The organism is Pseudoneobacillus rhizolycopersici (genome assembly GCF_054786815.1).
Genome location: NZ_JBTOOE010000014.1, coordinates 80977 through 107684, shown reverse-complemented (window position 1 = coordinate 107684; position 26708 = coordinate 80977). Strand labels below are relative to the sequence as shown.

26 protein-coding genes are annotated in these 26708 nt (G+C 39.2%); 7 read left to right on the top strand and 19 right to left on the bottom strand.

Annotation, left to right across the window (positions count from 1 at the left end):
* Nucleotides 1-221: 221 nt before the first annotated feature.
* The 7 genes from ACX9YW_RS14915 to ACX9YW_RS14885 form a co-directional block, all read right to left on the bottom strand.
* Nucleotides 222-545, bottom strand: a complete 324-nt coding sequence (locus tag ACX9YW_RS14915; RefSeq protein WP_460347738.1) for a thioredoxin family protein — start codon at nt 543-545, stop codon at nt 222-224.
* A 7-nt stretch (nt 546-552) separates the two neighbouring features.
* A complete protein-coding gene (locus ACX9YW_RS14910) occupies nt 553-900 on the bottom strand; it encodes a toprim domain-containing protein (protein WP_460347736.1) in 348 nt (115 codons plus the stop codon).
* A 390-nt stretch (nt 901-1290) separates the two neighbouring features.
* Nucleotides 1291-1674 carry a glycine cleavage system protein GcvH gene (gcvH, locus tag ACX9YW_RS14905; protein WP_460347734.1) on the bottom strand — a complete coding sequence of 128 codons (384 nt, stop codon included), beginning with the start codon at nt 1672-1674 and terminating at the stop codon, nt 1291-1293.
* Between the two features lie 83 nt (nt 1675-1757).
* Complete coding sequence (locus ACX9YW_RS14900; RefSeq protein WP_460347762.1) at nt 1758-2114, bottom strand: arsenate reductase family protein; 357 nt, start codon at nt 2112-2114, stop codon at nt 1758-1760.
* Nucleotides 2115-2309: 195 nt separating this feature from the next.
* Nucleotides 2310-4094 carry an acyl-CoA dehydrogenase FadE gene (locus tag ACX9YW_RS14895; RefSeq protein WP_460347732.1) on the bottom strand — a complete coding sequence of 595 codons (1785 nt, stop codon included), beginning with the start codon at nt 4092-4094 and terminating at the stop codon, nt 2310-2312.
* A 15-nt stretch (nt 4095-4109) separates the two neighbouring features.
* Nucleotides 4110-5285, bottom strand: coding sequence for an acetyl-CoA C-acetyltransferase (locus ACX9YW_RS14890; protein WP_460347730.1), 1176 nt, complete (start codon nt 5283-5285; stop codon nt 4110-4112).
* A gap of 49 nt (nt 5286-5334) precedes the next feature.
* The gene (locus tag ACX9YW_RS14885) at nt 5335-7704 is read right to left on the bottom strand and encodes a 3-hydroxyacyl-CoA dehydrogenase/enoyl-CoA hydratase family protein (protein ID WP_460347760.1); all 2370 of its coding nucleotides are present in this window, start codon (nt 7702-7704) and stop codon (nt 5335-5337) included.
* Nucleotides 7705-7924: 220 nt separating this feature from the next.
* On the opposite strand from ACX9YW_RS14885, the gene ACX9YW_RS14880 reads away from it, so the two are divergent.
* Nucleotides 7925-8056, top strand: a complete 132-nt coding sequence (locus ACX9YW_RS14880) for a YuzL family protein (RefSeq protein WP_460347728.1) — start codon at nt 7925-7927, stop codon at nt 8054-8056.
* Nucleotides 8057-8138: 82 nt separating this feature from the next.
* On the opposite strand, the gene ACX9YW_RS14875 is transcribed toward ACX9YW_RS14880, so the two are convergent.
* The 5 genes from ACX9YW_RS14875 to ACX9YW_RS14855 all read right to left on the bottom strand — a co-directional run bounded on the left by ACX9YW_RS14875 (nt 8139) and on the right by ACX9YW_RS14855 (nt 12265).
* Nucleotides 8139-8384, bottom strand: coding sequence for a DUF2573 family protein (locus ACX9YW_RS14875; protein WP_460347726.1), 246 nt, complete (start codon nt 8382-8384; stop codon nt 8139-8141).
* Nucleotides 8341-9150, bottom strand: coding sequence for an IucA/IucC family C-terminal-domain containing protein (locus ACX9YW_RS14870; RefSeq protein WP_460347725.1), 810 nt, complete (start codon nt 9148-9150; stop codon nt 8341-8343). Before ACX9YW_RS14870 ends, ACX9YW_RS14875 begins: the two co-directional genes overlap by 44 nt.
* Nucleotides 9143-9961 (bottom strand): ABC transporter ATP-binding protein, encoded by an 819-nt coding sequence (locus ACX9YW_RS14865; protein ID WP_460347758.1) that lies wholly within the window; start codon nt 9959-9961, stop codon nt 9143-9145. Before ACX9YW_RS14865 ends, ACX9YW_RS14870 begins: the two co-directional genes overlap by 8 nt.
* Nucleotides 9962-10211: 250 nt before the next feature.
* Nucleotides 10212-11267, bottom strand: coding sequence for a FecCD family ABC transporter permease (locus ACX9YW_RS14860; protein WP_460347723.1), 1056 nt, complete (start codon nt 11265-11267; stop codon nt 10212-10214).
* Nucleotides 11264-12265: a FecCD family ABC transporter permease gene (locus tag ACX9YW_RS14855; RefSeq protein ID WP_460347720.1), complete on the bottom strand. Its 1002-nt coding sequence runs from the start codon at nt 12263-12265 to the stop codon at nt 11264-11266. The genes ACX9YW_RS14860 and ACX9YW_RS14855 overlap by 4 nt, the downstream gene beginning before the upstream one ends.
* Before the next feature lie 180 nt (nt 12266-12445).
* On the opposite strand from ACX9YW_RS14855, the gene ACX9YW_RS14850 reads away from it, so the two are divergent.
* The 4 genes from ACX9YW_RS14850 (at nt 12446) to ACX9YW_RS14835 (ending at nt 17198) form a co-directional block, all read left to right on the top strand.
* A complete protein-coding gene (locus tag ACX9YW_RS14850; RefSeq protein ID WP_460347717.1) occupies nt 12446-13411 on the top strand; it encodes an ABC transporter substrate-binding protein in 966 nt (321 codons plus the stop codon).
* A gap of 113 nt (nt 13412-13524) precedes the next feature.
* Nucleotides 13525-15018 (top strand): spore germination protein, encoded by a 1494-nt coding sequence (locus tag ACX9YW_RS14845; RefSeq protein WP_460347715.1) that lies wholly within the window; start codon nt 13525-13527, stop codon nt 15016-15018.
* Between the two features lie 18 nt (nt 15019-15036).
* Complete coding sequence (locus ACX9YW_RS14840) at nt 15037-16125, top strand: GerAB/ArcD/ProY family transporter (RefSeq protein ID WP_460347713.1); 1089 nt, start codon at nt 15037-15039, stop codon at nt 16123-16125.
* Nucleotides 16122-17198, top strand: a complete 1077-nt coding sequence (locus ACX9YW_RS14835) for a Ger(x)C family spore germination protein (protein ID WP_460347711.1) — start codon at nt 16122-16124, stop codon at nt 17196-17198. The genes ACX9YW_RS14840 and ACX9YW_RS14835 overlap by 4 nt, the downstream gene beginning before the upstream one ends.
* A gap of 23 nt (nt 17199-17221) precedes the next feature.
* Here the strand turns inward: ACX9YW_RS14835 and rodA are convergent, their stop codons facing one another.
* The gene (rodA, locus tag ACX9YW_RS14830; protein ID WP_460347709.1) at nt 17222-18394 is read right to left on the bottom strand and encodes a rod shape-determining protein RodA; all 1173 of its coding nucleotides are present in this window, start codon (nt 18392-18394) and stop codon (nt 17222-17224) included.
* 70 nt (nt 18395-18464) lie between these two features.
* Complete coding sequence (locus ACX9YW_RS14825) at nt 18465-19235, bottom strand: DUF4931 domain-containing protein (RefSeq protein WP_460347707.1); 771 nt, start codon at nt 19233-19235, stop codon at nt 18465-18467.
* Nucleotides 19236-19448: 213 nt separating this feature from the next.
* Between ACX9YW_RS14825 and ACX9YW_RS14820 the strand changes: the two genes are divergently transcribed.
* Nucleotides 19449-20372 (top strand): helix-turn-helix transcriptional regulator, encoded by a 924-nt coding sequence (locus tag ACX9YW_RS14820; protein WP_460347705.1) that lies wholly within the window; start codon nt 19449-19451, stop codon nt 20370-20372.
* Between the two features lie 71 nt (nt 20373-20443).
* On the opposite strand, the gene ACX9YW_RS14815 is transcribed toward ACX9YW_RS14820, so the two are convergent.
* From ACX9YW_RS14815 to ACX9YW_RS14795, 5 genes are all read right to left on the bottom strand, one after another.
* Nucleotides 20444-21817: a sensor histidine kinase gene (locus ACX9YW_RS14815; RefSeq protein ID WP_460347703.1), complete on the bottom strand. Its 1374-nt coding sequence runs from the start codon at nt 21815-21817 to the stop codon at nt 20444-20446.
* Nucleotides 21795-22523: a response regulator transcription factor gene (locus tag ACX9YW_RS14810; protein ID WP_460347701.1), complete on the bottom strand. Its 729-nt coding sequence runs from the start codon at nt 22521-22523 to the stop codon at nt 21795-21797. Before ACX9YW_RS14810 ends, ACX9YW_RS14815 begins: the two co-directional genes overlap by 23 nt.
* 783 nt (nt 22524-23306) lie before the next feature.
* A complete protein-coding gene (locus tag ACX9YW_RS14805) occupies nt 23307-24044 on the bottom strand; it encodes an amino acid ABC transporter ATP-binding protein (protein WP_460347699.1) in 738 nt (245 codons plus the stop codon).
* Between the two features lie 15 nt (nt 24045-24059).
* Nucleotides 24060-24761, bottom strand: coding sequence for an amino acid ABC transporter permease (locus ACX9YW_RS14800; RefSeq protein ID WP_460347756.1), 702 nt, complete (start codon nt 24759-24761; stop codon nt 24060-24062).
* Nucleotides 24748-25578: an amino acid ABC transporter substrate-binding protein gene (locus tag ACX9YW_RS14795; RefSeq protein WP_460347697.1), complete on the bottom strand. Its 831-nt coding sequence runs from the start codon at nt 25576-25578 to the stop codon at nt 24748-24750. Before ACX9YW_RS14795 ends, ACX9YW_RS14800 begins: the two co-directional genes overlap by 14 nt.
* Nucleotides 25579-25783: 205 nt before the next feature.
* On the opposite strand from ACX9YW_RS14795, the gene ACX9YW_RS14790 reads away from it, so the two are divergent.
* Nucleotides 25784-26686, top strand: coding sequence for a YitT family protein (locus ACX9YW_RS14790; RefSeq protein WP_460347695.1), 903 nt, complete (start codon nt 25784-25786; stop codon nt 26684-26686).
* The last annotated feature ends 22 nt before the right edge of the window (nt 26687-26708 follow it).

The following is a 26708-nucleotide window of genomic DNA, read 5'->3' as shown; positions in this document are numbered from 1 at the left end:
TACGGGTTTAATTTCGGTTATACGGGTTTAATTTCAGTTATACGGGTTTAATTTCGGTTATACGGGTTTAATTTCAGTTATACGGGTTTAATTTCAGTTATACGGGTTTAATTTCAGTTATACGGGTTTAATTTCAGTTATACGGGCTTAATTTCAGTTATACGGGTTTAATTTCAGTTATATGGGTTTAATCACCTTTCACCAAAAAAAAAGATGCACAGTTAGCGCACCTTTTTTGCATCGAACCAATGATTAAGTTTTTCATATAAATAAGGTACTGAATGGAAAGCGTACACTTTCTCTATTAGTCTCCCCTCATTTACGATTAGTAGACAAGGAACGCTTTCAATCCCTAGCGATAACGCCGCATCGCGAGCATAGTTGAGGTTAACCTGAAGAAAGGGTAATTCGAGTAGCGCCTCCACCACATTTAACATTTTCGAGGCTGTCTGACAGGTTCCGCATAGTGGCGTATATAAATAAATAATCCCGGATTGATTGCTAGATAAAAACTCTTTCAACTGTTCCTGATTATATTCAATCATGTAAATTTCATCCTTTTTCTAAATGCTCCGAATGGACATCAATATTAGCCGACATTAGTACTGTCGCGATGTGATAGCTTGGTGCCGTAGCTACTTCCCGATAGGAACGATCAATATATAAATGACCCGCCTCAGGAAATTCCCGTTTAAATTGTCTGCGCAGCTTTTCTCCGGCTGCATCAGCATCAACTAATATATACACTTCCTTTTCAAGGAGCGAATCAATTAAATCATCCATTTTGGATAAGCTCATGGTTCCGTTTGTACAAATGATTTCAACAGGTTCTTTCACAATCGTTTCAACCTTTTTCTTATCTGAGGTTCCTTCAACAATAATGACTTTATCCATCATCATGATCACCTATCATCGAATAATATTTGTACAATAAAGTATTCCAAATGTGACAAATTGGTGTAACCTTGTATCTAAACTATACCATTATATTGCCTGTCTTTATAGTGTTTATAAGTATGTATAGGCAATTGAATGCGAATTATGACTATTATTTTAAAAAAGAAAGATTGGTTAAGTAGATTGTTGATTTCCGCTGCAGGCACTCGCTTTCCGTGGGGCGTCAGGTGAGCTTCCTCGTCGCTTTGCTCCTGCGGGGTCTCACCTTTGCCGCTAATCCCACAGGAGTCGAGTGCCTTCCGCTCCAATCAACAGGTGCTAAAAAAACATTGCCTTTTAACACAGCCAAAAAAAACACCTCGAAATTGTTTTCGGGGTGTTTTTACTACATGATTAGTCTTCTTTAACCATTGCTTCGTATTGCTCAGCTGTCATTAAGCTGTCGATTTCGTTTGTATCAGATGGTTCAACGAGGATCATCCAAGCTTTTTCATATGGAGATTCGTTTACAAATTCTGGGTTATCGCTTAAATCTTCGTTAATGGCAACCACTTTTCCGCTGATTGGTGCGTATAGCTCCGAAACAGTTTTAACAGATTCAACGCTACCGAATGGCTCGTTAGCAGTTACAGTATCGCCAACTTCTGGTAGTTCAACGAAAACGATGTCTCCCAATTCTGATTGAGCGAAATCTGTAATTCCAATACGAACTTGTTCTCCTTCAACTTGTACCCACTCATGCTCTTCTGAATAACGTAATTCTTTAGGTGTATTCATTCTTATCCCTCCATAAAATATTTCATCTATTTATAAATATGATGAGTTGCATACTTGAAAAATTTGCCCCATTTTACCATGGACTATAACCAGGTCTTTGCATAATCTTCCTCTTTAAAGCCGATCGTTACATTTGTTCCATCTGTAAGGAGTGGCCGTTTGATTAAACGACCGTTGCTAGCTAACAGCTCTAGCATTTCATCCTCTGTGGCAGTCTTAAGCTTGTCCTTTAAGCCAAGTTCTCGGTATTGCTCCCCGCTTGTGTTAAAAAATTTCTTAAGTTCCACAGCGCTTAATTGAAACATTTCCTTTAGTTGTTCCTTTGAGGGAGGTGTTTCAAAGACATTGACCTCCGTATATGTAAGATTGTGGGCATCTAACCATTTCTTCGCATTTCGGCAAGTTCCACATTTCGGATACCCGAAAAAGGTTAAACTCAACATTTTCACCACCCAATCGACAAAACTCATACAATTGAATAGTAGCATACTCTTCTATGTTTTTCTAATAAAGTGAGAAAATATTTGAAAAAAATACATACTTTAGGGAAATTCGACTTTCCTCCTAAAAATCCTTCTCCTTCGAAAAAATCTTTTTCAAAAAGGGCCCCTCTATGAAAGGGAGCCCCTACTAAATTATACTGTATATTTTTCTACTGAAATAATTTTATTAGCCGCTTCCCGTTTTTTCGCTACAACATTGATTGGCGTATGGCGGGTAAATTTTCGTAATGCAGAGATTAGCATTCTTAATGCATCACCCTGCTCTGTGGCTACTAATGTTTCCTTTGCATGCTGTTCAATTTCATTAAAGGCTTCTTGGCAGAAAATTTGAGTGTAAAGAAGCTTTTGTTGATTCTTTTGGAGTCCTGTTTTTGCTATCGCCTTTTCTGTACGAAGTAAAGCCGATTCCATTGCATATGCATTGGAAATAATATCGGCAATATTCACTAAAATTTCTTGTTCTTTTTCAAGCGCCTTTCCGAATTTTTGCGCTGCAAGACCTGCGGCAAGTAAACCAATTTTCTTCGCATTTTTCACTAGGTATTTCTCTTGTGCTAGCGGCTCATCGTCTGGCTCTTCCGGCATCATCATCATCAGCTCTTCTTGGAGTTGTAGTGCTTTTTGGAAAAGAGGTAGCTCTCCTTTCATAGCTTTACGAATAAAGGTGCCAGGCACCAATAAACGGTTGATTTCATTGGTTCCTTCAAAAATTCGATTGATTCGGGAATCTCGATAAGCTCTTTCGATTTCGTATTCTTGCATAAAGCCGTATCCACCATGAATTTGCACACCTTCATCGACGACATAATCTAATGTTTCAGTTGCAAATACTTTGTTAAGGGAGCACTCGATAGCGTATTCTGCGATTGATTTAGCAACTTCTTTACCATTTTTTACTTCTTCATCGGAAAGTTTGCTCATCCGGTCCTCAAATAGTCCTACCGTACGGTAAACCGAACTTTCAGTGGCATAGATTCGTGATGCCATTGTCGCTAGCTTTTCCTTTGTAAGGTTGAACTGAGCGATTGGCGTATTGAACTGCTTGCGCCCGTTTGCGTACTTAACGGTCATTTCAAAAGCAGATTTGGCACCGCCAACCGCACCTACTCCAAGCTTATAACGCCCGATATTTAAAATATTGAAGGCAATCACATGGCCTTTTCCAGCCTCACCGAGTAGGTTTTCAACCGGAACTTGTGCATCATCGAGAATTAATGTACGGGTGGATGAACCCTTTATTCCCATTTTCTTTTCCTCCGCACCTGTTGAAACACCTGGGAAGTCTCTTTCTACGATAAATGCCGAGAAATGTTCGCCGTCAATCTTAGCATAAACAACAAATACATCAGCAAAGGCAGAGTTGGTGATCCATTGCTTTTCACCGTTTAGGATGTAATGAGTTCCTTCCGCATTAAGTTTTGCCGTGGTGCGGGCACCCAGTGCATCAGATCCTGAACCTGGTTCTGTTAAAGCGTATGCTGCTAATTTTTCACCAGTTGCTAGGTCCGGCAGGTACTTTTGCTTTTGGTCTTCGTTACCGAAGAGCACGATTGGTAACGACCCGATTCCAACGTGGGCACCGTGGGAAATCGAGAAACTTCCGGCACGAGCCATTTTTTCGGCAATAAGGGCTGAGCTAATTTTATCAAGCCCTAGACCGCCATATTCTTCGGGTACGTCCACCCCAAGTAGCCCCAATTCACCTGCTTGTTTTAATAATTTTACTGAACGGTCGAATTCGTGATTTTCAAGGCGCTCTACCTGTGGTAAAACTTCATTTGCTATAAAGTCTTCCGTTGTTCTCGCTATCATTAGATGCTCATCGGTAAAATCTTCTGGTGTCAGAAGTCGATCTTTTGAAACATCTTCGATTAAAAAGCTTCCGCCTTTAATTAATTGATCGATTTGGTTAGTCATAATAATGTCCCCCTTTTATAGTAGTTCAAACACACCCGCAGCACCCATTCCGCCACCGATACACATCGTGACTAGGCCAAATTGTTCGTTTCTGCGTTTCATCTCATGGATAAGGGTTAAAGTTAGTTTCGCTCCGGTACAGCCAAGTGGATGTCCGAGGGCAATTCCGCCACCATTTACGTTTACTTTTTCTTCATCGATTCCTAGTTCGCGGATGACTTGGATGGCTTGAGCCGCAAAGGCTTCGTTTAATTCGATTAAGCCGATGTCCGATAGCTCCAAGCCTGCAAGCTTTAGCGCTTTTGGAATCGCGACAACTGGGCCAACTCCCATAATTTCTGGTGGGACACCTCCTAAGGCATACGAACGAAATTTCGCCAGTGGCCTTAAACCGAGCGACTCCGCTTTTTCACGATCCATGACCATTACCGCTGCAGCACCATCAGAAGTTTGTGATGAATTGCCGGCTGTAACGGATCCGGTTACGGAGAATGCCGGACGTAAACGGGCAAGACCTTCCATACTTGTGTCAGGACGAACACCTTCATCTTGTGAAAAGAACACTTTTTTCTCCGTTAATTTATGATTGTCGTCCACATAGCGTTGAACAACTTCCACAGGGACGATTTCGTTGACAAATTTACCTTCTTGAATCGCGCGAGCCGCTTTTTGATGACTTCTCATCGCAAAGGCATCTTGGTCTTCACGAGACACCCCAAATCGATTAGCCACTTCTTCAGCTGTGTGGCCCATACCCATGTAATATTGTGGTGCGGTTTCGGCTAATTTTACATTGATACGGGGGGTATGCCCGACCATAGGGATTAAGCTCATCGATTCTGCACCACCTGCCAGTACCGTATCAGAGTGACCCAACATAATGCTTTGTGCTCCGTAAGCGATTGCTTGTAATCCAGATGAACAAAAACGATTGATGGTAATGGCCGGTACATTAGACGGAAGCCCGGCTAAGGCACCGATATGTCTTGCCATGTTTAATCCTTGCTCTGCCTCTGGTACAGCACAACCGATAATCAAGTCGTCAATATTTCCTTCATAATTTCCCGCTCTTTTCAAGGTTTCCCGTATCACTAATGCCCCTAAATCATCCGGTCGAACATGGGCTAAAGTTCCTTTCTTCGCTTTACCCACTGGTGTTCTTGCCCCAGCAACGATAACCGCTTCTCTCAAAAGAATTCCTCTCCCTCCATAAATCTATCTGATCTATCGGTCTAGTATTTTAGTTGCGCAATGGTTTGCTCTTTAATAGCATGTGCTGCATTCTGGCTTGCGTTTTCGGTTCAGCAAGCAGGCTTAAAAAAGCTTCTTTTTCAAGGTTTAATAAGTACTGCTCATCAACTTCGGTACCATATGGCACATTTCCACCGGCAAGCACATACGCTAAATTTTTCGCAATCTTCATATCATGATCGGAAATATAGCCCGATAATCTCATCGTTTCAGCACCTAGTAATAGAGTTGCATAACCTGTTTCACCGACGACAGGGATTTTTTTACGAACAGGTGGGTTATATCCTTTGTCATGAAGGTCGATTACTCTTTGCTTGGCGTCATAGAGTAGGTGATCACCGTTTACGCTGATACCAGCATTGCTGTTAAAGAAATTCATTTCCCGTGCTTCGTCAGCTGAAGTCGAAACCTTCGCCATGGCAATCGTTTCAAACACTTTATTTGCTACTTTTTGGAGATCAAAATCAATACCTTTTGGCATGCTTTCTAAAAACTTCAGGTAAAGTTCCTTATTTCCGCCACCACCTGGGATTAGGCCAACACCGACCTCAACAAGCCCCATATAGGTTTCAGAGGACGCTTGAATCGCGGCACAAGGCAAACTAACTTCTGTTCCACCCCCAAGGGTCATTCCAAATACAGCCGCTACGACCGGTTTTTTACTATATTTAATTTTCAACATTGTTTGCTGGAATTGACGGACAACCATATTCAGTTCATAAAAATCATCATCTTGAGCGGCCATTAGAATCATCGCGATGTTTGCCCCAACGCAGAAGTTTTTGCCTTGGTTACCGATGACAAGGCCTTTATAGTTTTTCTCGACTTCATCAATGGCGAAATTGATCATTTGCAAAATGTCTAGTCCAATAGCATTGTTTGGAGAGGTAAATTCTAGAAGGGCTACACCGTCACCAAGATCAATTAAGCTTGCCCCGGCATTCTTTTTAATGACACGCTTTTCTTTTTTTAGTCGCTTTAAGTCTATAACTTTTGGATTTTCAGGAACTGGAATGTACTCGCCTTTTTGATAAAAGTAACGTTTGCCAACCTCTTCTTTATAAAAAGTTTCATGTCCATTTTCGAGCATTTGATTAATCCAGGCTGGAACCGACTCCATTTTACTTACTGATTTCCGTAAACCGATGGCATCCCAGGTTTCAAATGGTCCCAGCTCCCAGCCGAATCCCCATTTCATTGCTTGGTCAATCGCGACGATATCGTCTGCAATTGTACCCAGTAACTCGGCTGAGTAGGCTAGGACGGGAGAAAAGATGTTCCATAATAAATGGCCGGCGCGATCGTCTGAATATACAAGCGCTTTCATTTTGTTGGCCAGACCCTTTTCTTGTTTGCTTAGCTCAACTGAAGGTGCATGCAGCTTTTTACGCGGAATGTATTCTAATGTATTGGGATCTAATTCTAGAATTTCTTTCCCCTGTTTTAAGAAGAACCCTTGACCGGATTTGCTTCCTAGCCAGCCTTTTTCTAACATTTGTTGCATGAATCCCGGAACTTTAAACACGTCTTTTTCAGCCTCGTCCACTTGGTCATAGACGTTTTTGGCTACATGAGCAAATGTATCTAGCCCTACAACATCTAATGTCCGGAAAGTTGCACTTTTGGGTCGACCAATTAAAGGTCCTGTTACTGAATCAACTTCACCAACAGTGTAACCACCTCTTATCATTTCGCGGACGGTTACAAGCAGACCATAGGTTCCGATTCGGTTTGCGATAAAGTTAGGGGTATCTTTTGCTTCAACGACGCCTTTACCTAAGATGTCTTCACCAAATTGTTTCATGAAGTTTAGCACTTCAGGTGCTGTTTGTTTCGTAGGAATGATTTCTAAAAGCTTTAGGTAACGCGGTGGGTTAAAGAAGTGTGTCCCAAGGAAGTGCTTTTGGAAATCCTTGCTACGGCCCTCTGACATGGCTTCAACACTAATTCCGGATGTGTTTGAGCTAACAATGCTTCCTTGCTTACGGTAATGGTCTACTTTTTCGAACACTCTTTTCTTTACTGATAAATTTTCAACGACCACTTCAATTATCCAGTCTACTTCGGCAAGTTTGTGCATATCATCTTCTAAGTTACCTGGTTCAATTAACGATAAATGGCCCTTTGAAGTTAGGGGTGCGGGCTTTTGCTTTAAGAGCTTTTGTAATGCCGAAACGCTGAATCGATTTCTGACTTCCTTATCTTCTAAGATCAATCCCTTTGCTTTTTCTTCCTCAGTTAAAACAGGAGGTACAATGTCTAGTAATAGCGAAGGAATCCCAATGTTTGCTAAATGGGCTGCAATACCAGAGCCCATAACTCCAGATCCTAAAACCGCCGCCTTTTTAATACTTTGGATCAATTTCATTTCCCCCTTTGTGATTGTTGAATGAATACTCATTCATTTTTATTCTAAAAAAAATTTCGCTCCAGCGAATTTCTTAACTTGATACTATAAATATAAAATATTTTGAAAATTTAAGCAATCAGAAAACGGCAATTTTATGAAAAGTACAATTATTTTTTTTACGACAAATAATCCCTCCATTGGACATGATAATACTCGAGGTGATAATTTTATGGCGAAACGTCAAAAAGATCCATCAAAAGCAGCCGTAAGTGCTGCGAGCGCTCAAGGTAACGCCGGTCCTGGTAACGAAGCCCAACACAAAAACAAAGTAAACAGCCAAAACAACCAATACAAACGATAACCCAATCAAAAAGCACTTTAACACTTTAAAGCATGTGGGGACAGTCCCCACATGCTTTAAAGTGTTAAAGTGCTTTCTTTTTTTATTTGTTTGCACGATGTTGTTCGTTGAGGGTTTTGATTTCTTCCATTAGTTTTCTCATTTCGGTTTTGGCTTCTGGGTAGAGTTCGTTCCAGTGTTTGGCCAGGGCTGGCATTGATTTGGCGACATGGGAATATAGAGCCCATATGGTGACTTTTTCACGAACTTCTTCGTTTGATTCTCCAACAAGGAGTTCACTGTATTTACTCATTAACGCTTCGAATTGTTGTACAAAAACTTTGTTCATTTTGACACCTGCCTTCTTCATCCAATCTGTAACAAGGACAAGTATTACATCTTTTTTGGTTTCCAACAAGCTTATAGTTGAAACAACATGTTTTCCTCGTCCGTATTTCTTTACCTGCAGCTGGATAAAATATTTTTTCGCCATCAAACTGAGTCAGTGGATTTTGATGGTAATCCCCGAATAATGATCCTGGTGCTTCGTAAAACAAGTATCGAAAATCTTCTTCCATTTTCTGCTTTTGTTCATCAGAAGAATCTACTAAGACCGTTTCATATAACCAAAATAGGTAAACGGCAATATTTTCCCAAAGAATTAATTTAGATACATTTGTTACTTTCGAAAGCTGGTCCATTAATGGATACAGATGGGTAACAAAAAGATCTTTTATGTATCCTTCTCTCCATTTTTCACGGACTTCATTACTCTCATAAAGATTTAAATCTTTTAAGAAAAACCTAGGCAACCAATGCCCATCTTCAAAATGAGATACAAGTGTCACATTGCTTGTTTGTATATTTATTTTGCGATCGGAATGTGACATGGTGAAAAGAGCCATGACCGCAAAAAAAGCATATCTTTTCATGAATATGGAGGCTGCTACCTTTTCATTTGGAGCACCAATCCCGACCATAACTTTCTGAAGATAGCTTTCCATTTCACCTGATAGTAAACGATCCAACTCTATCGTAAGCGGATCTGTATTAACCGATTCTCCTAATCGAAACCATGAAAGTGTCGTGATATCAACCGAACTTGCCTTAACCATTGACAACCGCTACTTTCGACAGGACACAGCGTCCTTTGCCATGAGGAATACAAAGCGGTGTGCCGAATAATGGGTCAGTCGTTATCTGGCAATCCATTCCGAATACATGTTTCACAAGCTCACTATTAATCACATATTCTGGTTTCCCTTGATCAAAAATGGTTTTATCTTTAATCGCGACAATATTATGGGCATATCGGCAGGCTAAATTTAGATCATGAAGAACCATAACAATGGTTCGTTGTTCTGTCTCATTTAATTCAAAAAGTAGATCTAATATTTCTATTTGATGAGTCATATCCAGATAGGTTGTTGGTTCATCTAATAAAATAATGTCTGTATCTTGAGCTAAGGTCATCGCAATCCATGCTCTTTGTCGTTGGCCACCTGATAGAGAATCGACCGTTCTTTCTTTTAAATCAATAAGGCCAGTCGCTTTTAAGGCGTTTTGCACCTTTTTCTCGTCCTCTTCTGTCCACTGCTTTAACCAAGTTTGGTAAGGATATCTCCCCTGTTTGACCAACTGCAGGACGGTTAACCCCTCTGGTGCTGTTGGTGATTGTGGAAGGATCGACATTTTTTTGGCAATTTCTCTTGTCGACTGTTTGGCAATCGATTCGCCGTCTAATAAAATGGCCCCATTCTTTGGTTTTAAAAGTCTGGCAATGGAGCGAAGCAAGGTTGACTTTCCACAACCATTACCGCCAATAAATACGGTAATTTCGCCTTTTGGAATTTTTAAATCTAATTCTTTTATAATCAGCGTATCGCCGTAGGATAATGATAGGTTTTTCGTTTCAATTGCCTGCATCACACCAAAGCACTCCTTCGTAAGACTGTGTTAGAGTAGACTGTTGATTTCCGCTTCAGGCACTCGCTTTCCGCGGGGCGTCCGGTGAGCCTCCTCGTCGCTTCAGCTCCTGCGGTGTCTCACCCTGGCCGCTATCTCCCGCAGGAGTCGAGTGCCTTTCGCTCCAATCAACAGGCTATTAAAAACAAGATTTAGGTTTTACACAGCCTTGATTATAGTAGAAAAAAAGGTAATAATCCGCTCTAATTTCTTATAAATTCCTCGTTTTAAAAAGTAGATAGATGAAGTAAGGTGCACCTATACTTGCTGTAAATACTCCTGCAGGAATTTCAAGAGGAGAAAACATGGTTCTACCGATGAGGTCGGCTACCATTACTAAAATTCCCCCTATCAGGGCAGAAACAGGAAGTAACGCACCAAATGCAGAACCGACTAGTCTCCTTGCCATATGTGGTGCCATTAACCCGACAAAACCTATTCCACCCGCGAAAGCAACAGAAGTTCCAACTAACGCAGTCGCTACTATTAAAAGCCAAAATCGTTGTTTTTGAACTTGGCTACCGACACCGGTAGCGATTTCATCACCAAGTTCCTGAATATTGACATTTCTAGCTAAAAGCAAAGTGATTACGATAAGGACCAAGGTACATGGAACAATAATCGTGACATTCTTCCAATTGGATCCGTAGACTGTCCCTGTGATCCAAATATTAGCTTGACTTGCCCGATAAATTGGCCCCATGATCATCATAAGTGTGGTAAAAGCTTGCATAAGGGCCGAGATACCAATTCCAATTAGAACCAACCGGATTGGTGAAACCCCATTTTTCCAAGCAAGAAAATAAACAAGTAATGCAACAACAGTCGCACCTACGAACGCTGAGACTGGCATCCATTCAATGCTAACGGTTAGTGAATTGTTTTCATCACTAAAAAAGGCTAAAAAACCAACTACTGCAAAGGAAGCTCCCCCGGTAATCCCTAATATATCTGGAGAGGCCAACGGATTTCGAATCAGTCCTTGTAAAATCCCTCCTGCAGCAGCAAGTCCCATGCCGACCATTAGCGCAACAATAATTCGTGGTAGACGAAAGTTTTGAACAACAAGCTGTTCCATTTTCGTGCCACCACCAAAAAACACCTTTAATACATTGATAGGGCTAATTTTCATATCACCCATTCCTGTACTAATAACGAATATGGAAAAAGAAACGAGCAATAACGTCAAGAAGACTTTAAGAGCCTTTTTATCTATTAATAACGAAATTTTCCCGCGTAAAATCCGTAACCCTTTATACTGACTCATCTAGCATTGAACCCCCTTCTAGCAATATAAATAAAAAAAGGAGTACCAATGATAGCTGTCATTACACCTACTGGGACTTCTTGAGGCATTAATACATACCTAGCTGCGACATCGGCTGCCAATAACAAGATAGCGCCTAATAATCCGGAGAATGGGATAACCCAGCGATGATCGATTCCGACAATTGATCTTGTAATGTGAGGAATAATAATTCCAATAAAACCAATTGGTCCTGAGATGGCTACTGCTCCACCTGCAAGTAATACAACTACGATTCCAACTCCAATTTTAACAATGGCGGTATTTAGGCCTAAACCTTTTGCCACATCATCCCCCATTGCTAAAACATTCAATTTCGTAGCAAGCAGAATGGCACCAAGCCAACCTATTGCTAAATAAGGAAGCACCGACATTAAGCTCTCAAGTTTTCTACCGGACACTGACCCAGCTAACCAAAATAGAACTTGTTCAAGCGCTGCCTCATCAATGACAAGAAGTCCTTGGGTGAAAGAAGCAAACATAGCCGACATCGCAGCTCCAGCCAAGGTTAGTTTCATTGGAGTTAAACCCTCGCGACCAATGGATCCTATAAAATAAACACTTATCGCGGCTACTCCCGCTCCTAAAAAAGCTAACCAAGTAAACGCTTGAAGAGTGACAACGGAAAACAGACTAACAGCAATTACTACTGCGAAGCCAGCGCCTGCATTAATTCCAAAAATACCGGGTGATGCTAGTGGATTTTTCGTTAAAGTTTGCATCAATACACCTGATATGGCTAGGCTTGCCCCTACCGATGCAGCAATTAAAGCACGAGGTAATCGAATCGAACTAATGACGATATGCTCGTTTGAAGCATTATAGTGTATGAAAGTATCAAGTGCTGTTTTCCAGGATGTATCCGTGTATCCGTATACAATACTTATACAAATAAAGAATAGTAGAGTTAATAAAGTAATAATGAGACCGATTGATCTTGAAAATCTGTTTGCAAACATTGGATAGAACCTTTCTTATATGGTTTACATGATAAGTTTATTGTAATTGAGAATTCATGTCAATGATTCTGAAAATCATTTTCAATTAAACAGTTGACAACCAATCCCTCACTTATTATGATTATCATGTAATTGAAAATGATTATCATTATACATAAATTTTAGGAGGTTATTTAAAAAATGAAATCATTAAAATCGATATTTTCGCTTTTCGCGATTATGATGCTCTTCCTTCTCGCAGCTTGCGGTGGGAATGAAGAAAAAGATACAGACAATGAAACTACTAAACAAGCAAGTGAAGATACCAGCTACACTGTAGTACATGCAATGGGTAAGGAAACACTCGAAAAAACCCCGGAGCGAATCGTCATCTTGACTAACGAAGGGACCGAAGCTTTACTAGCTATGGGCGTTAAACCAGTTGGTGCTGTTCAATCATGGACTGGTCATCCATGGTATGAGCATATTGCCGACGAAATGGATGGAGTTGAAAATGTTGGGCTGGAAAGTCAGGTAAATGTTGAAGCCATCGCCGCCTTACAACCGGATTTAATTATCGGAAACAAAATGCGTCAAGAAGAAATTTACAATCAGTTAAAAGCGATTGCCCCAACAGTATTTGCTGAGACTCTTCGCGGAGACTGGCAAGAGAACTTTAAACTATATGCAAAAGCCATTAATAAAGAAGAAAAAGGCCAAGAAGTTTTGGATCATTACAATAATCATATTGCCTCGTTAAAAGAAAAGCTTGGCAATCAAACGAATATGAAGGTTTCAATGGTTCGCTTTATGGCGGGAGACGTTCGAATTTATCATAAAGATACTTTCTCTGGGGTGATTTTAGATCAACTAGGCTTCGCCCGCCCAGAAAGCCAAGACGTGAATGATTTTGCCGAAAGAGGCGTAACGAAGGAACGCATTCCAGCTATGGATGGAGATATCCTTTTCTATTTCACTTATGAAGAAGGCGACAATAAAGCAACAGCGATTGAAGAGGAATGGATTAATGATCCGTTATTCCAAAACCTAGAGGTAGTGAAGGCGGGGAATATTCATAAAGTATCTGATACCATTTGGAACACAGCTGGAGGCGTTTTAGCCGCAAACCTCATGTTAGATGATATGGAAGCCATTTTAATAAAATAGACATCATGAAAAACCTGTCGTTGACAGGTTTTTTTTCTGTACCCAACATCTCATTCATAAACCTTCCAAAATTAGCAAATAATACGGGTATTGTCGATTGGGGGGTGATATAGATGAAAAGCTGGTTCTTTAAAAGCCAAGTAAAAAAAGATATGGAAAAAGAGGAATGGGAAAAATTCCTCGTCCGCTCCTCTGACTTCAAAAAGGTCTTTTATGTTAACCAAAAAACGAATGTTCGCTTTGGTTTTTCATTTATGTCAACAGTAATTGATGAAGCAATTTTTCAAGAAAATGTGTTGCCTTACCTTTTGGATGGTGAATTTAATGAGTTAGAAGATATTAAATTATTGCTACCAATTGCAGACTTTGATATAAGCGATGATCCATCTCAAATTGAACAAAAACTGATGAATGGATACATCCTACTAACGATTGAAACTGAAGTGAAACGCTTTGCCTTTATCGCGGCACAGAAAGAAATTGTCCGGTCCATTACTCCACCTGAGGTTGAGTTTAGCGTTATTGGTCCTAAAGAATCATTTGTCGAATCGATTGGTCAAAATTTAAATCTTATTCGTAAACGTCTTCCAATTAAAGAATTAATAATTGAAGAATTTACGATCGGAAAATTGTCGAAAACTAGAGTGGCCGTTTTACATATTGATGGAATTGCTGACCATGAAAATTTGAAAACAGTCATTCAAAGAATAAAAGAAATTGAAATTGACACGATTATCGATAGCTCTTATATTGTGCAATTGATTTCTGACAACCAGAATACTCCCTTTCCACTTTTATTAGATACAGAAAGACCTGACCGTATCGCGGCTATTTTAGCAGAAGGGAAAATATCTGTTTTGGTCGACGGTTCACCTCATGCTTTAATTGCACCCACAACCTTAGTAGAGTTTTTCGGTTCGTTTGAAGATTATTTTCTTAACTGGGTATTATCATCCTTTTTCCGAGTGATACGTCTTTTTGCCGTTCTATTCTCCATTTTAATCACACCGATATATGTGGCTGTGTTGACATATCACTACGAACTTATTCCTAAAGACTTATTGGGTACGCTTATTACTTCTAGGCGTGAGGTACCACTGCCACCAATATTAGAAGCCATTTTTCTAGAGCTTACGATAGAGCTGTTAAGAGAGGCCGGGGCCCGACTGCCAACTAAAGTTGGACAAACAATTGGTATCGTTGGTGGGATCGTGATTGGAACCGCATCCGTAGAGGCAGGGTTAACAAGCAATGTATTACTAATAATTGTTGCTTTATCTGCACTTGCTTCTTTTACCACACCTGTTTACAAAATGGGCAATACGATCCGGTTATTAAGATTCCCCTTTTTAATATTTGGGGTCCTCTGGGGGCTATTAGGGATTGTTTTTGCTTTTTGCATTCTATGTACCCATTTAATTCGACTAACATCACTCGGGAGACCTTTTCTAGAACCGATTTATCCGTTAAGAGTAACCGATTTAAAGGATTCATTAGTTCGATTGCCATTCACTAGACAATCGTTAAGGCCACAATTTTTAAGAACGAATCAGCCGGTTCGTTATAGTACAAGAAAAGCAAAAGAAAAAAAGGACATCGACGAATAGCCATTGGAGGAGTATTAGATGTCAATTTCTGTTCCGGAGAATGCAAAGGTTTCGCACTTTTTTGTTTTTTTTCTCATCAGTTCTATGCAAATTGGAATCGGGGTACTTGGCTTTCAACGAATCATCGCTAAATCAGCAGGTTATGATGCCTGGATTTCCGTTATTATTGCTGGTCTAACCGTTCATATTATTTTATCGATGATGTATAAAATTGTCGAGACAGTAGATGGGGATTTAATTAGTGCGCACACGTTTATTTTAGGAAAAAAGATAGGCAATTTTATTAGTTTCCTATTTCTCTTTTACTTTCTAATTTTAGCAATGACGGTTGTTCGAACTTTTATCGAAATTATTCAAGTTTGGATGTTTCCTGAATTTAAGACTTTTTGGTTTTCGTTAGGATTCCTGCTTTTGATTATCTATATCATATACGGAGGGTTCCGGGCGGTAACTGGAATCGCCTTTTTTAGTTCAATTTTACCGAGTTACTTAGTGTTCATGTTTGCTTTTAATCTCCCGTATTCTAATTTTGAAAATTTGTTGCCTATATTGAACCATAAACTAACCGACATTTTAAATGCCACAAAAGACATGTCCTTAACCTACCTAGGATACGAAACATTATTATTTTATTATCCTTATATCAAAAATCCGGAAAAATCGAAAAGGTTTGCTCATTTGGCTCTTCTTTCAACCATGATTCTATATACAATCGTCACCTTGATTACGTTTGCCTATTTTTCTGAAAAGCAGCTTGAGCAAACAGTATGGGCCACATTAACGATGTGGAAAATTGTTCATATGCCTTTTGTTGAACGGTTTGAATATATCGGGATTGCCAATTGGTGTTTGATTATTTTACCAAATCTTTGTCTTTCCATTTGGTGCGCTTCGCGTATTTTAAAAAGGACAGTCAATCTTAGGAAGAAAAAGGGAGTTATACTCATAGCGTTTTTATGTTTAATTTGTATCAATTTTTTCGAAACGAGAATAGAAGTAAATTTATTAAATGATATCGCTTCAAGAATGGGTTTATATTTTCATTTTTTATATATTCCCATTTTGTTTATAGCCGTACTGGTAACAAAGAAGGTGAAGAAAACATGAAACGATATGTGATGCTTTTCGTCCTATTGGTTTTGCTTTCTGGTTGTGTTCAAAGTGAAATTCTCGATGATATTTCTCTGGAAATTGGCAGAGGATATGACCGGGCTGAGGGCGATTTAATCGAAGGAACAACTCTTATATATAATTTCCAGCCTGATAAAACAGTCGAAAACGTTACCGCATCTGCTATTGCTGCGACGAGTAGGGACTTAATCAATAATTTACAAAGGCAATCTTCGAACCCCATCTCAGAAGGTAGTCTTGAAGTTTTTTTATTTAGTAAGGAATTAGCTCAAGATGGTCTCATTGACTATTTGGATGCTCCTCAACGGAATCCGAGTATTGGTGCAAGACTTTTTTTAGTTGTGGTAGATGGAAGCACAAAAGAACTGTTAAATTCAAACTTCGGTTTTAGGGGCAATGCCATGTTTCTTTCGGAATTATTAAGACATAATATCAAACAAGAGGACCTACCAAAAACAAATCTGCACCTTTTTTTTCATGACTATTACCAATTAGGAAGAACCGGATACATGCCAATGGTAAAAAAAATGAGTGATAAACATCTTGAATTACAAGGCTTAGGTCTATTTACAGGCAATAAACTGCAAATGGTCGATACTGTTGAAAAGGAAAAAATGTTCTTTTTCAAACTAATGGTCGATAAATATAGCGAGGGTGCCCATATGGTTAAAATTGACCGGGATATAGCTGTCATTCGCAGTATCTCATCGAAACATAAATTAATATTAACGAAAAAAAAGCCCTATCAAATTACTCTAAAAATCAAAGTGGATGGGATTATTCGTGAACATACCGGAAAAAAACTGACACCTGCAATAATAAAGAAAATTGAACAGTATACTGAGGAAGAAATTACGAGGGAATGCGAAAAACTTATTAAAGGGTTTCAAGAGAAAAAAATTGATCCTGTCGGATTTGGTTTTTTTATTCGGACTAGGGATCGAAAAGCTCATATAACGGAAGAATGGGAAAATAGCGACGCGTACCAATCTTTAGAAGTAAAGGTTAAGACCGATGTGAAAATTTTGGAATCAGGGGTAACTGAATAAGAGCGGAGGGAATATCTCCTCCGCTATTCTGTTGTTGAAAACATATACTTCTTATAATGATATCGAATGGAAAAGATCAAACTGATGGCGAGCATATTACCCATTAACGAGCTCCCTCCATAGCTGACGAATGGTAGTGGGATCCCTGTTATCGGTAGCACTCCAATCGTCATGCCGATGTTTTGAAACACATGGAAAGTAATCATGCTAATGACGCCAACACATACATAACTATAAAAATCATTTTTCGTTTCCATCCCGATTTTGGTGATTTGGTATATTAATAAAAAGAACAAGCTGATCAAAACACTTGCACCGATGAAACCAAATTCCTCTCCGATAACACTGAAAATAAAGTCGGTATGACTTTCCGGAAGATAGACCTCCCGCTGTCCATAGCCTTTTCCTGTTGTTTCACCCGAGCCGATCGCTAATAAGGAGCGGGTTAGTTGGAATCCGGTGGTACTTTGATAATTATAAGGGTCGAGCCAAGAATAGATTCTGCCAAATTGGTATTCTTTGACGCCAAGATATTTTTCTAAAATATCTGGTTGCCAAAGGACAAAATAAAAAATGGTACCAACTAGTAACAAACCTGAGCCTAATAGTGGAACTAGAATTTTCCAAGTAATACCAGAGATGAATAACATGCCTAGAAAAATCGCAATAAAAACAAGCGATGTTCCTAAATCTGGCTGCTGCATGACGAGCATTAATGGGAATGAGGTTATTAGTCCCAGTTTGATTAAGAGCCAAAAATCCGATTGAATTGTTTTAAATTGAAATTTATGATGATGCTCAACAATCGCTCGAGCCAGGGCTAGGATGATAAATACCTTAACAAACTCGGATGGCTGTAAAGAGCCCATTCCGGGTACCTTAAACCAGCTTTTCGCCCCGTTGATATAAGGTGCTATTGATTGCGGCGCAACAAGGAGAAACAGTAGCAAAAAAATCCCGAATCCATAAAAATACCAGCTGAGTTTCTTAAGTTGGTCCGAATCAAATTGAATAATGGTCGCAATAATCCCAGAGCCGACGATGTACCATACAATTTGTTTGATTAAAAAATTGTCTTGGTATTGGCCTGATTTTTGGGCACTGTAAATGGAGATACAGCTTGACATAAATAATAAGAACAGAATGAGTATTAAATTATAATCAAGTCTAGACGTAGATGTTTGGTTCGTACTCATAGTTTAAGCTCCTTCAAAAAACACTCGAAAGCTATATTATAAATTTTTTTGACAAGTATCACAACAGGTATCAAAAGGAATTAAAATATCGATTTTGAATATCTTCCGTCATCCAAACTAAATTATTGGGCACCTGTGGGATGCTATAGCCGATATAAATCGGTGTCGTAATGAAGCGCGGTACTATTTTTACATAAATTTCACCGGCAAAGTCATAGAAAAACAGATTATAGCTCGTACAACGAAATGGGAAATCATTTATTACGTAAGAAACGGCTGTTTTCAAATAGTCGGCAAAGGCCTTTATTTGTTCGGATGGATTTGTCATGCGAACATTAAATTCATAGAAACCAATGGTTGGCTGAGTCGAAAGCGTAAATTCGACACCATCACGTTGGTCAATTAAATGCCCCATGAAGCACTCTTTATTAATCTTCTCTTTATAATCAATATCATGCAAACCAATGATTTGCATATGTGGATGGGCAATCGTCCCACCAGACAATGGACCATGGTTTTTGAAAAAAATCACTGATTGATATTGGCCAGACTCCTCCATCTCCATCCAGTGGCGGATTCCAAAAGATAATAATGTTTCTAGAAAGGTATCCTCATATTGCGAAATCTCGCCTTGGCAATCATCCGTTTCAATTAGAACGGTTTGAAAGGTATTCTCGAGTACGGGGAATTTGTTTTTTAAGAGAATGATTGGACCATTTGTGTCGATAATATCAGTTAGGTCCTCTCTTGCACAAAAAGGACATGGATTTTCTTTATTACGAATGTTTTCTGGCTTTTGCCGACCGATGACTGTGTTAAAATGTAGATGGTTTTTCCCCATTTGGTCTACCTCTCCTATCTCAATTGATAACCTTTCTTCTATTCTAATGAAAAACGGGGTAGTTTTCGATGTTTGTGCTTGAAGTATGTTGAGGAAATTTCAACAAATAATGGAATAATAATCAAAAAACCTAACAGAACTAGACAAAGCTTGATAAAATTTAGGGTGAAGCTATTTGCTAGGGTGACCATAATAATGAAAGAGGGAATTTAAGTGAAGGTGTACACACCTGATGAAGTGGCACAGCTATTTCAAATATCAAAGCATACAGTATATGAGTTAATAAAAAGAGGTGAATTACAGGCCTTTAAAATTGGCAATAAAATGAGGATTGAACAGGTAGAGTTAGATCGATTTAAAGAGCAGCAGAAGGCACCTTCTGGCAGACAATCAGATGGGGCAAATGGGGTTTCTTTTACACATTCGCTCCGGTTGGCAGGCAGTCATGATTTATTATTAGAACAATTGATCAAATACGCTTCTAGTAGAAAGACTCCCTTACAAATCCAACCTACTTTTATCGGTAGTTTAGAAGGGTTAATGATGCTATATCGCGGGCAATGTGATGTTGCGGCCGTTCACCTACTAGACCCTTCATCACAGGAATATAACGTTCCCTTTATTCACCAGCTTTTTGTTCATGAAAAAATAACGGTGATTCGGTTCGCTGCAAGAGAACAAGGGTTTATTTTGGCTAAAGGGAATCCGAAACGGATTAGTGGACTGAAAGATTTAGTAGGTAAAGATATCAATTTTGTCAACCGGCAAAAGGGCTCTGGAACGAGATTTTTATTCGATTCGCTACTAGCTAGGGAGCAAATTAGTCCCGATTCAATCTCTGGCTATGATATAGAGGAGTGGAATCATCTATCAGCCTCCTCTCATATTACGAGGGGATCGGCTGATGTAACGTTTGGAATTAAAGCAGCAGCAGAATACCTCAATCTCGACTTTATTCCAATAGGCAAAGAACAATTTGATTTCGTCTTAAAATGGACAAATGATAATCAAGAGGCATTAACGGTATTTACAAACATACTTACCAGTCAACCCTTAAGAGAAGAACTATTAGGAAACCAAGGCTACGACCTCCGTCAACTCGGCCAAACCATCCTAGACAACCGGCCCGCACTTTAGCACTTTAACGTGATGAGGGACAGTCCCCACACACTTCACCGCGGTGAAGTGTGGGGACTGTCCCTCAAATGTTATAGTGTTTCTTTTGGTAGGAGGATGGTGACGGTGGTGCCATGGCCGATTTCACTCTCGACTTCGATTTCCCCGTTATGGGCATCAACGAGTGCTTTGACAATCGAGAGTCCTATGCCAATTCCACCTGTTTTACGATCACGCGATTTATCTCCGCGATAGAATCGTTCAAAAATATGCTGAATATCTTCTTCAGGAATACCAGAACCTTCATCATCTACTGAAAAGCCGACCAATTCATCGGTTTCAACGACCGATAAGGTTACTGCTTTACCCTCTGGCGTATATTTAAGGGCGTTATTAATAATATTCGTTAATATTTGAACCATTCGGTCTTTATCTGCCCAAAAGTGATGTGTCTCATCGGGAATCTCTACCTTCAATTCCACCCCTTTTTGTTTAAATGGAAGTGAAAAGGATTCATACATTCTTCGTAAAACCTCTGTGGTTTCTAATCTCACTTTATCAAGTCTTATTTGCGGATTTTCCGCAGCTAACAGCTTTTCAATTTCATTCACAAGTCGGACTAAGCGCATTAATTCCTCATGGCTTTGCTCTAAACGCTGAGGAGTGGGCTCCCATATCCCGTCTTGATAGGCTTCAATTTGACTCCGTAATGTTGCCAGCGGTGTTCGCAGCTCGTGAGCCAAGTCCCAAGTAAATTGCTTGCGCAACCTTTCCTCTTTAGCTAACGAATTCGCCAACTCATTAAAGGAAATCGCTAATTCCTTCATTTCTTCCGTGAGATGATCAAGAGGAATTTCAATATCGAGTTTATGCTGTTTTAACGCCTTCGCCCCCTGTGATAATTTTTGAAACCCTTCCGTTAATTTTCGCGAAAACAGGATACTCATAATAAAGGAAAGAAGAATCGTTAAGGCTACAGCGACAATAATATATTGTTGGATAGCTTTTAGAAAATTGGATTCCGCATCAATTAGTTCAATCGGATAAAATACCGTCATCCTCCCGATTCTTTTATCCCTTAATTGAATGGAATACGTTTGTGCTTGAAAGTTTTCCTCTGAAAAACGAGGACTGCTAATTCCTAATTCCTGCAAAAGACTTCTTACCGAGGTCGAGTCAATAATGAGTCGATTATATTCGTCATAGACAAGGTAAAATAACTGATCCATTAAACCGTGTTCATGCATAATATAAAAAGCTTTTTCACCTGTAAAATAGCCTTTTTCATTATATTCTTTCTTTAATTCCTCTTCGACCCGGCGAATTTGGTCCTTCCGATTCGTATCCAAGTAGCTCTGGAAACTTTCTTCAAATCCCCCCTGGACAAAGAGACTGACAAGGACAATCCCACTCATGGACACTAACAAAAGATAAAAGAGAACTTTAGCGCGTAAAGTTTGCAGCATCCCTTTTGCCTCCAAACTTATAGCCCATACCGAACACGGTTAAAATGTACTCTGGAGTTCTTGTATCTACTTCAATTTTTTTGCGCAAGTTTTTAATATGCGTATCGATACTTCTTTCATAGCCTTCATAAAACATCCCTTCCTCTTGAATTCTTTCTAAAAGGTCGAGGCGACTATAAACTCGCCCGGGATATTCAGCCATATTCGTTAATAATTTATATTCAATTGGCGTTAAGGTAACAGACTGACCACCGACAATCACTTCTTTTTTAATATGGTTAATCGTTAAATGCTTTTTATTAAAAGATAGGCACTCGACCTCTTCGGTTTTGGGAGTCTGCATCTTTTGGGTACGTCGTAAAATAGCTTGGACTCTGACAATGACTTCTCTTGGACTGAAGGGTTTGGTGACATAATCATCTGCACCGATGACAATACCATTGATTCGGTCATCTTCAGATGATTTCGCGGTTAACATTAGAATGGGGACATCCGATTCCATACGGACCAGACGGCAAACTTCTTCTCCAGAAATATCGGGTAGCATTAAATCAAGGATCAATAAATCCGGCTCGAATGATTTAACTTTCCTTAGTGCCTCTACACCATTTTCAGCTGATTCGGTTTCAAAACCATGTCTCTCTAAGTAAGCCTCGAGTACTTCAACAATTCCACTTTCATCATCAACAATTAATACTTTTGTCACAGTGCTCACATCCTTCCATTCCCATCATACTATTTTTGCGAAGATTTTTTGGCGAGTTCATATAATTATCATAATTTCAACCGTTCTTTCATCTTCACAATTTCCACATAACTTCTTCATATCATCTACACTGGTATCTTATATTCTTTAATCAAGGAAACAAATTACTAGTTATTAAAAACGATGAGGTTATAAAGGTGATGGTGGGGCCGTTACCAGAAGGAACCTTGTCAGTAATAATGATGATAAATGGTCATTTTGAACACTAACTTTTTCGCCACAACATTAGTGGCAAAAACCTCCCTTTTTCTTATAGATGGCGGAATCCAAAGTGATTCCGCCCTTTTTTTTGAGTACTTTGCGGAAATGGGCAACTTTTTGATTTTTCAGGAACAGGTAACTGTTTTTTTAAAGGTTGGGCATATGTATGGAAAGTTGGGCATATAACTGAAAAGTTGGAAATAAGTATCGAAAAGTTGGGCATATTCTTTCAGAGTTGGGCATATATGCTAAAACTTGGGCATAACAATAAAAAGTTGGGCATATATTTCGCTAAAAATAATCAAAAGTTTACAAATTAAGTACCAAACTCTAAAGTTTTCTATAAAATGATTCGATTTCATATTAAAACAACCTAAAATAGCCATTTTTTTAATCAAAAATGGCTAGGGATGACTTCTTTTAATAAAATTGAGTTGTTTTTCCACAAAAAAGACGCCTTCACCAATTAAAATGAACCTAATCATTATAGAGTCCATTCTAATTCCGGCAAAAGGCGTCCCTCTATTTTTCAATTAAACTTAAAAATTGTTTCGTACGCTCATGTTTAGGGCTCACAAAAATCTGTTCAGGCTTTCCTCTTTCGACAATGACTCCCCCATCCAAAAAAAGTACCTCGTCGGCCGCTTCTTTAGCAAAGCGCATTTCGTGGGTGACGACGACCATCGTCATTCCTTCATTAGCAAGATCCTTCATGACTTTTAATACCTCACCAACAAGCTCGGGATCCAAAGCGGAGGTTGGTTCATCAAACAACATGACTTTCGGCTCCATTGCCAAAGCGCGAGCGATTCCCACACGCTGTTGTTGTCCACCCGACAGTTGAAATGGGTAATAATCAAGCTTATCACCTAAGCCTACCTTTGCCAACAAGACTTCAGCTCGTTGTCTTACATTCTCCTTAGGCTCTTTTTTTACAGTAATCGGACCTTCCATCACATTTTCCAAAGCCGTCTTATGAGGAAAAAGATTATAGCTTTGGAACACCATGCCGGTTTGACGGCGGAAACTAGCCACCATTTTCTTAGGAACGGGCTGGGAAAAGTCGAGCTTCTCATCACCAATCGTTATCATCCCTGATGTTGGTGTTTCCAACACGTTTAAACACCGAAGAAAGGTTGTTTTGCCTGACCCCGATGGGCCAATTAATACAATCACTTTCCCTTTTTCTATCTCTAAATCAATCCCTTTTAATACCTCAAGCTTGTCAAAATGCTTAGTTAAGCCTTTTACGGAAATCATTTTCAACACATCCCCTTATTTTGTAACATAGCGATCCAGCCTTACTTCAATCCGTCCTTGGATGATGGAAAGGAAGAAACAAATGACCCAATAGATGATTGCGGCCTCCGTATAAAGCAAGAGAACTTCATATTTCGCTGCTGCAATTTCTTGAGCCTTACGAAACATTTCTGTTACTAAAATAAGCGATGCAAGTGATGTATCTTTTACTAAACCGATAAAGCTATTTGATAATGGTGGAATCGAAACCCTTGAAGCCTGGGGTAAAATAATTCTTATTAACGTTTGTGAATAAGACATCCCTAGTGAATATCCTGCTTCCCATTGACCTTTTGGAATCGATAGAATCGCTGCCCGGATAATTTCTGAAGCATAGGCTCCGACATTCAAGGAAAAACCGATAACAGCAGCAGGAAATGGATCAATGATAATCCCCACCTGGGCTAAACCGAAAAAGAGTATATATAACTGCACGAGTAATGGCGTACCACGAATCGCTGATACATAAAAATTGGCCATACCTTTAAAAATTTTCACATTTGAAATTCTAGCTAGAGCCGTAAAAATAGCTAACACCAGTCCACAAATAAACGTGATAATGGCTAGCGGAATGGAACCAAAAATAGCTCCCTTCACCAAAGGGAGAAGGGAACTTGAGGCAATCGAAATCAAAATATCTAATCGTTCTTGATCAGGAAAAATACTACTTAAGAACATTTTCACCAAACCATTTCTCGGAAATTTCTTGATATGTTCCATCTTCAATCATTGATTGAAGAGCCTTATCTACTTCTTTCACAAGGGATTCATTGCCTTTACGGAACATTAATCCACTTTGGGATGCATCATCGGCAGTATCAACCAATTTAACAGGTGCGTCCGGCTTTTGCTTTTTAAAATCTAAAAATGACAATTTATCATTAATCGTTGCTTCGGCACGATTCGTTGTAATCAGTTCAACCGCTTGGTTAAAGCCTTCCACACCAACAATTTCTGCACCATTTTTTCTCGCTATATCTGCATAGTTACTTGTCATCGATTGGGCTGATTTTTTCCCCTTAAGATCCTCAAAGGACTTAATATTATTGTTGTTTTCATTAACGATTAAAACAGCAGCCGAAGAAATATATCCTTGGGAAAAGTCATATTTTTCCTTTCGGTCATCTCGAATTCCAACTTGGTTGGCAACCATATCAAAACGTTTGGCATCCAAACCAGCAAACATCGCATCCCATGCAGTTTCCATGAATTTCGCTTCAACACCCATTCTTTCAGCGACTTCTCTTGCAATTTCCACGTCAAAACCGGTTAATTCCCCTTTATCATCGTGAAAAGTAAATGGTGGGTATGTACCTTCCGTGCCTACCGTTAACACACCTTCATCTTTAATTGTGGCTAATAAATCCTTGTCACCACTAGAAGCAGATTCTCCATTTTTATTTTCCTCTTTTGCTTTATCATCTGATGTGCCACAGCCTACTAAAAGAAATGTAAAACTTAAAAATAGCGCCATCATCATTGTGAATTTTTTCATTTTTTAATCTCCTTAATTCATATAGTTTTTGTCGGCATTACCTATCATAAAACAAGCTTTTCAATTTTGTAAAGGAAAAAACACATTTTTAGTTTTCTCTGTTTATTGGGAATTTATCAATAATAATTAAATGTTAAAAAAGATAACAAAAAAGAACTTATGGTATAATAGTATTACGTCACATGATTTTTTTTGGAGGGGATTTATGAACGAAACACAACTTGTGCAGCAACAACTTGCACAGCAAACAAAACATAAAGGACTAACAAAAGTAAAACTGGTTCAAAGAACGTTTTTTATTATCTTTGGCGCCATATTGATGGGAGTCGGACTTGAGGAGTTTTTAGTCCCAAATCGAATTTTAGATGGTGGAATTGTTGGTATATCCATTATTTTTTCCCATCTTACTGGGTTTAAACTCGGGGTATTTATCTTCATCCTAAACATCCCATTTTTCTTTATTGGGTATAAGCAAATAGGAAAAACGTTTGCTTTATCAACTCTTCTTGGAATTGCTGTCTTATCCGTCACCACTTCTCTATTACATCATGTTCCTGGAATCACCGATGATTTATTACTTGCCACTGTTTTTGGTGGGATTGTCCTTGGCATAGGAGTCGGGATTGTCATCCGCTACGGTGGATCATTAGATGGGACGGAAATTATGGCCATTCTAATTAATAAAAAGTCACCTTTCTCAGTTGGCGAAATCATCATGTTTTTCAATATTTTTATATTTGGCGTTGCCGGTTTCGTGTTCGGGTGGGATAGGGCCATGTACTCCTTACTAGCCTACTATATTGCTTTCAAAACCATTGACATTGTCATTGCCGGACTTGACGAATCTAAATCCGCTTGGATTATCAGCGAAAAATATAAGGATATTGGCGAGGCCATTATAGCCCGACTTGGGCGTGGCGTCACTTACCTGAACGGTGAAGGTGCTTACACTGGAGATGACAAAAAGGTCGTTTTTTGTGTGATCACTCGTTTGGAAGAAGCGAAATTAAAGGACATTGTTGAGGAATTAGACCCATCCGCCTTCTTAGCCGTTGCGAATATTTCCGAGGTTCGAGGTGGACGATTTAAGAAAAAGGACATTCATTAAAAAAAGACATAACTTCTGTTAT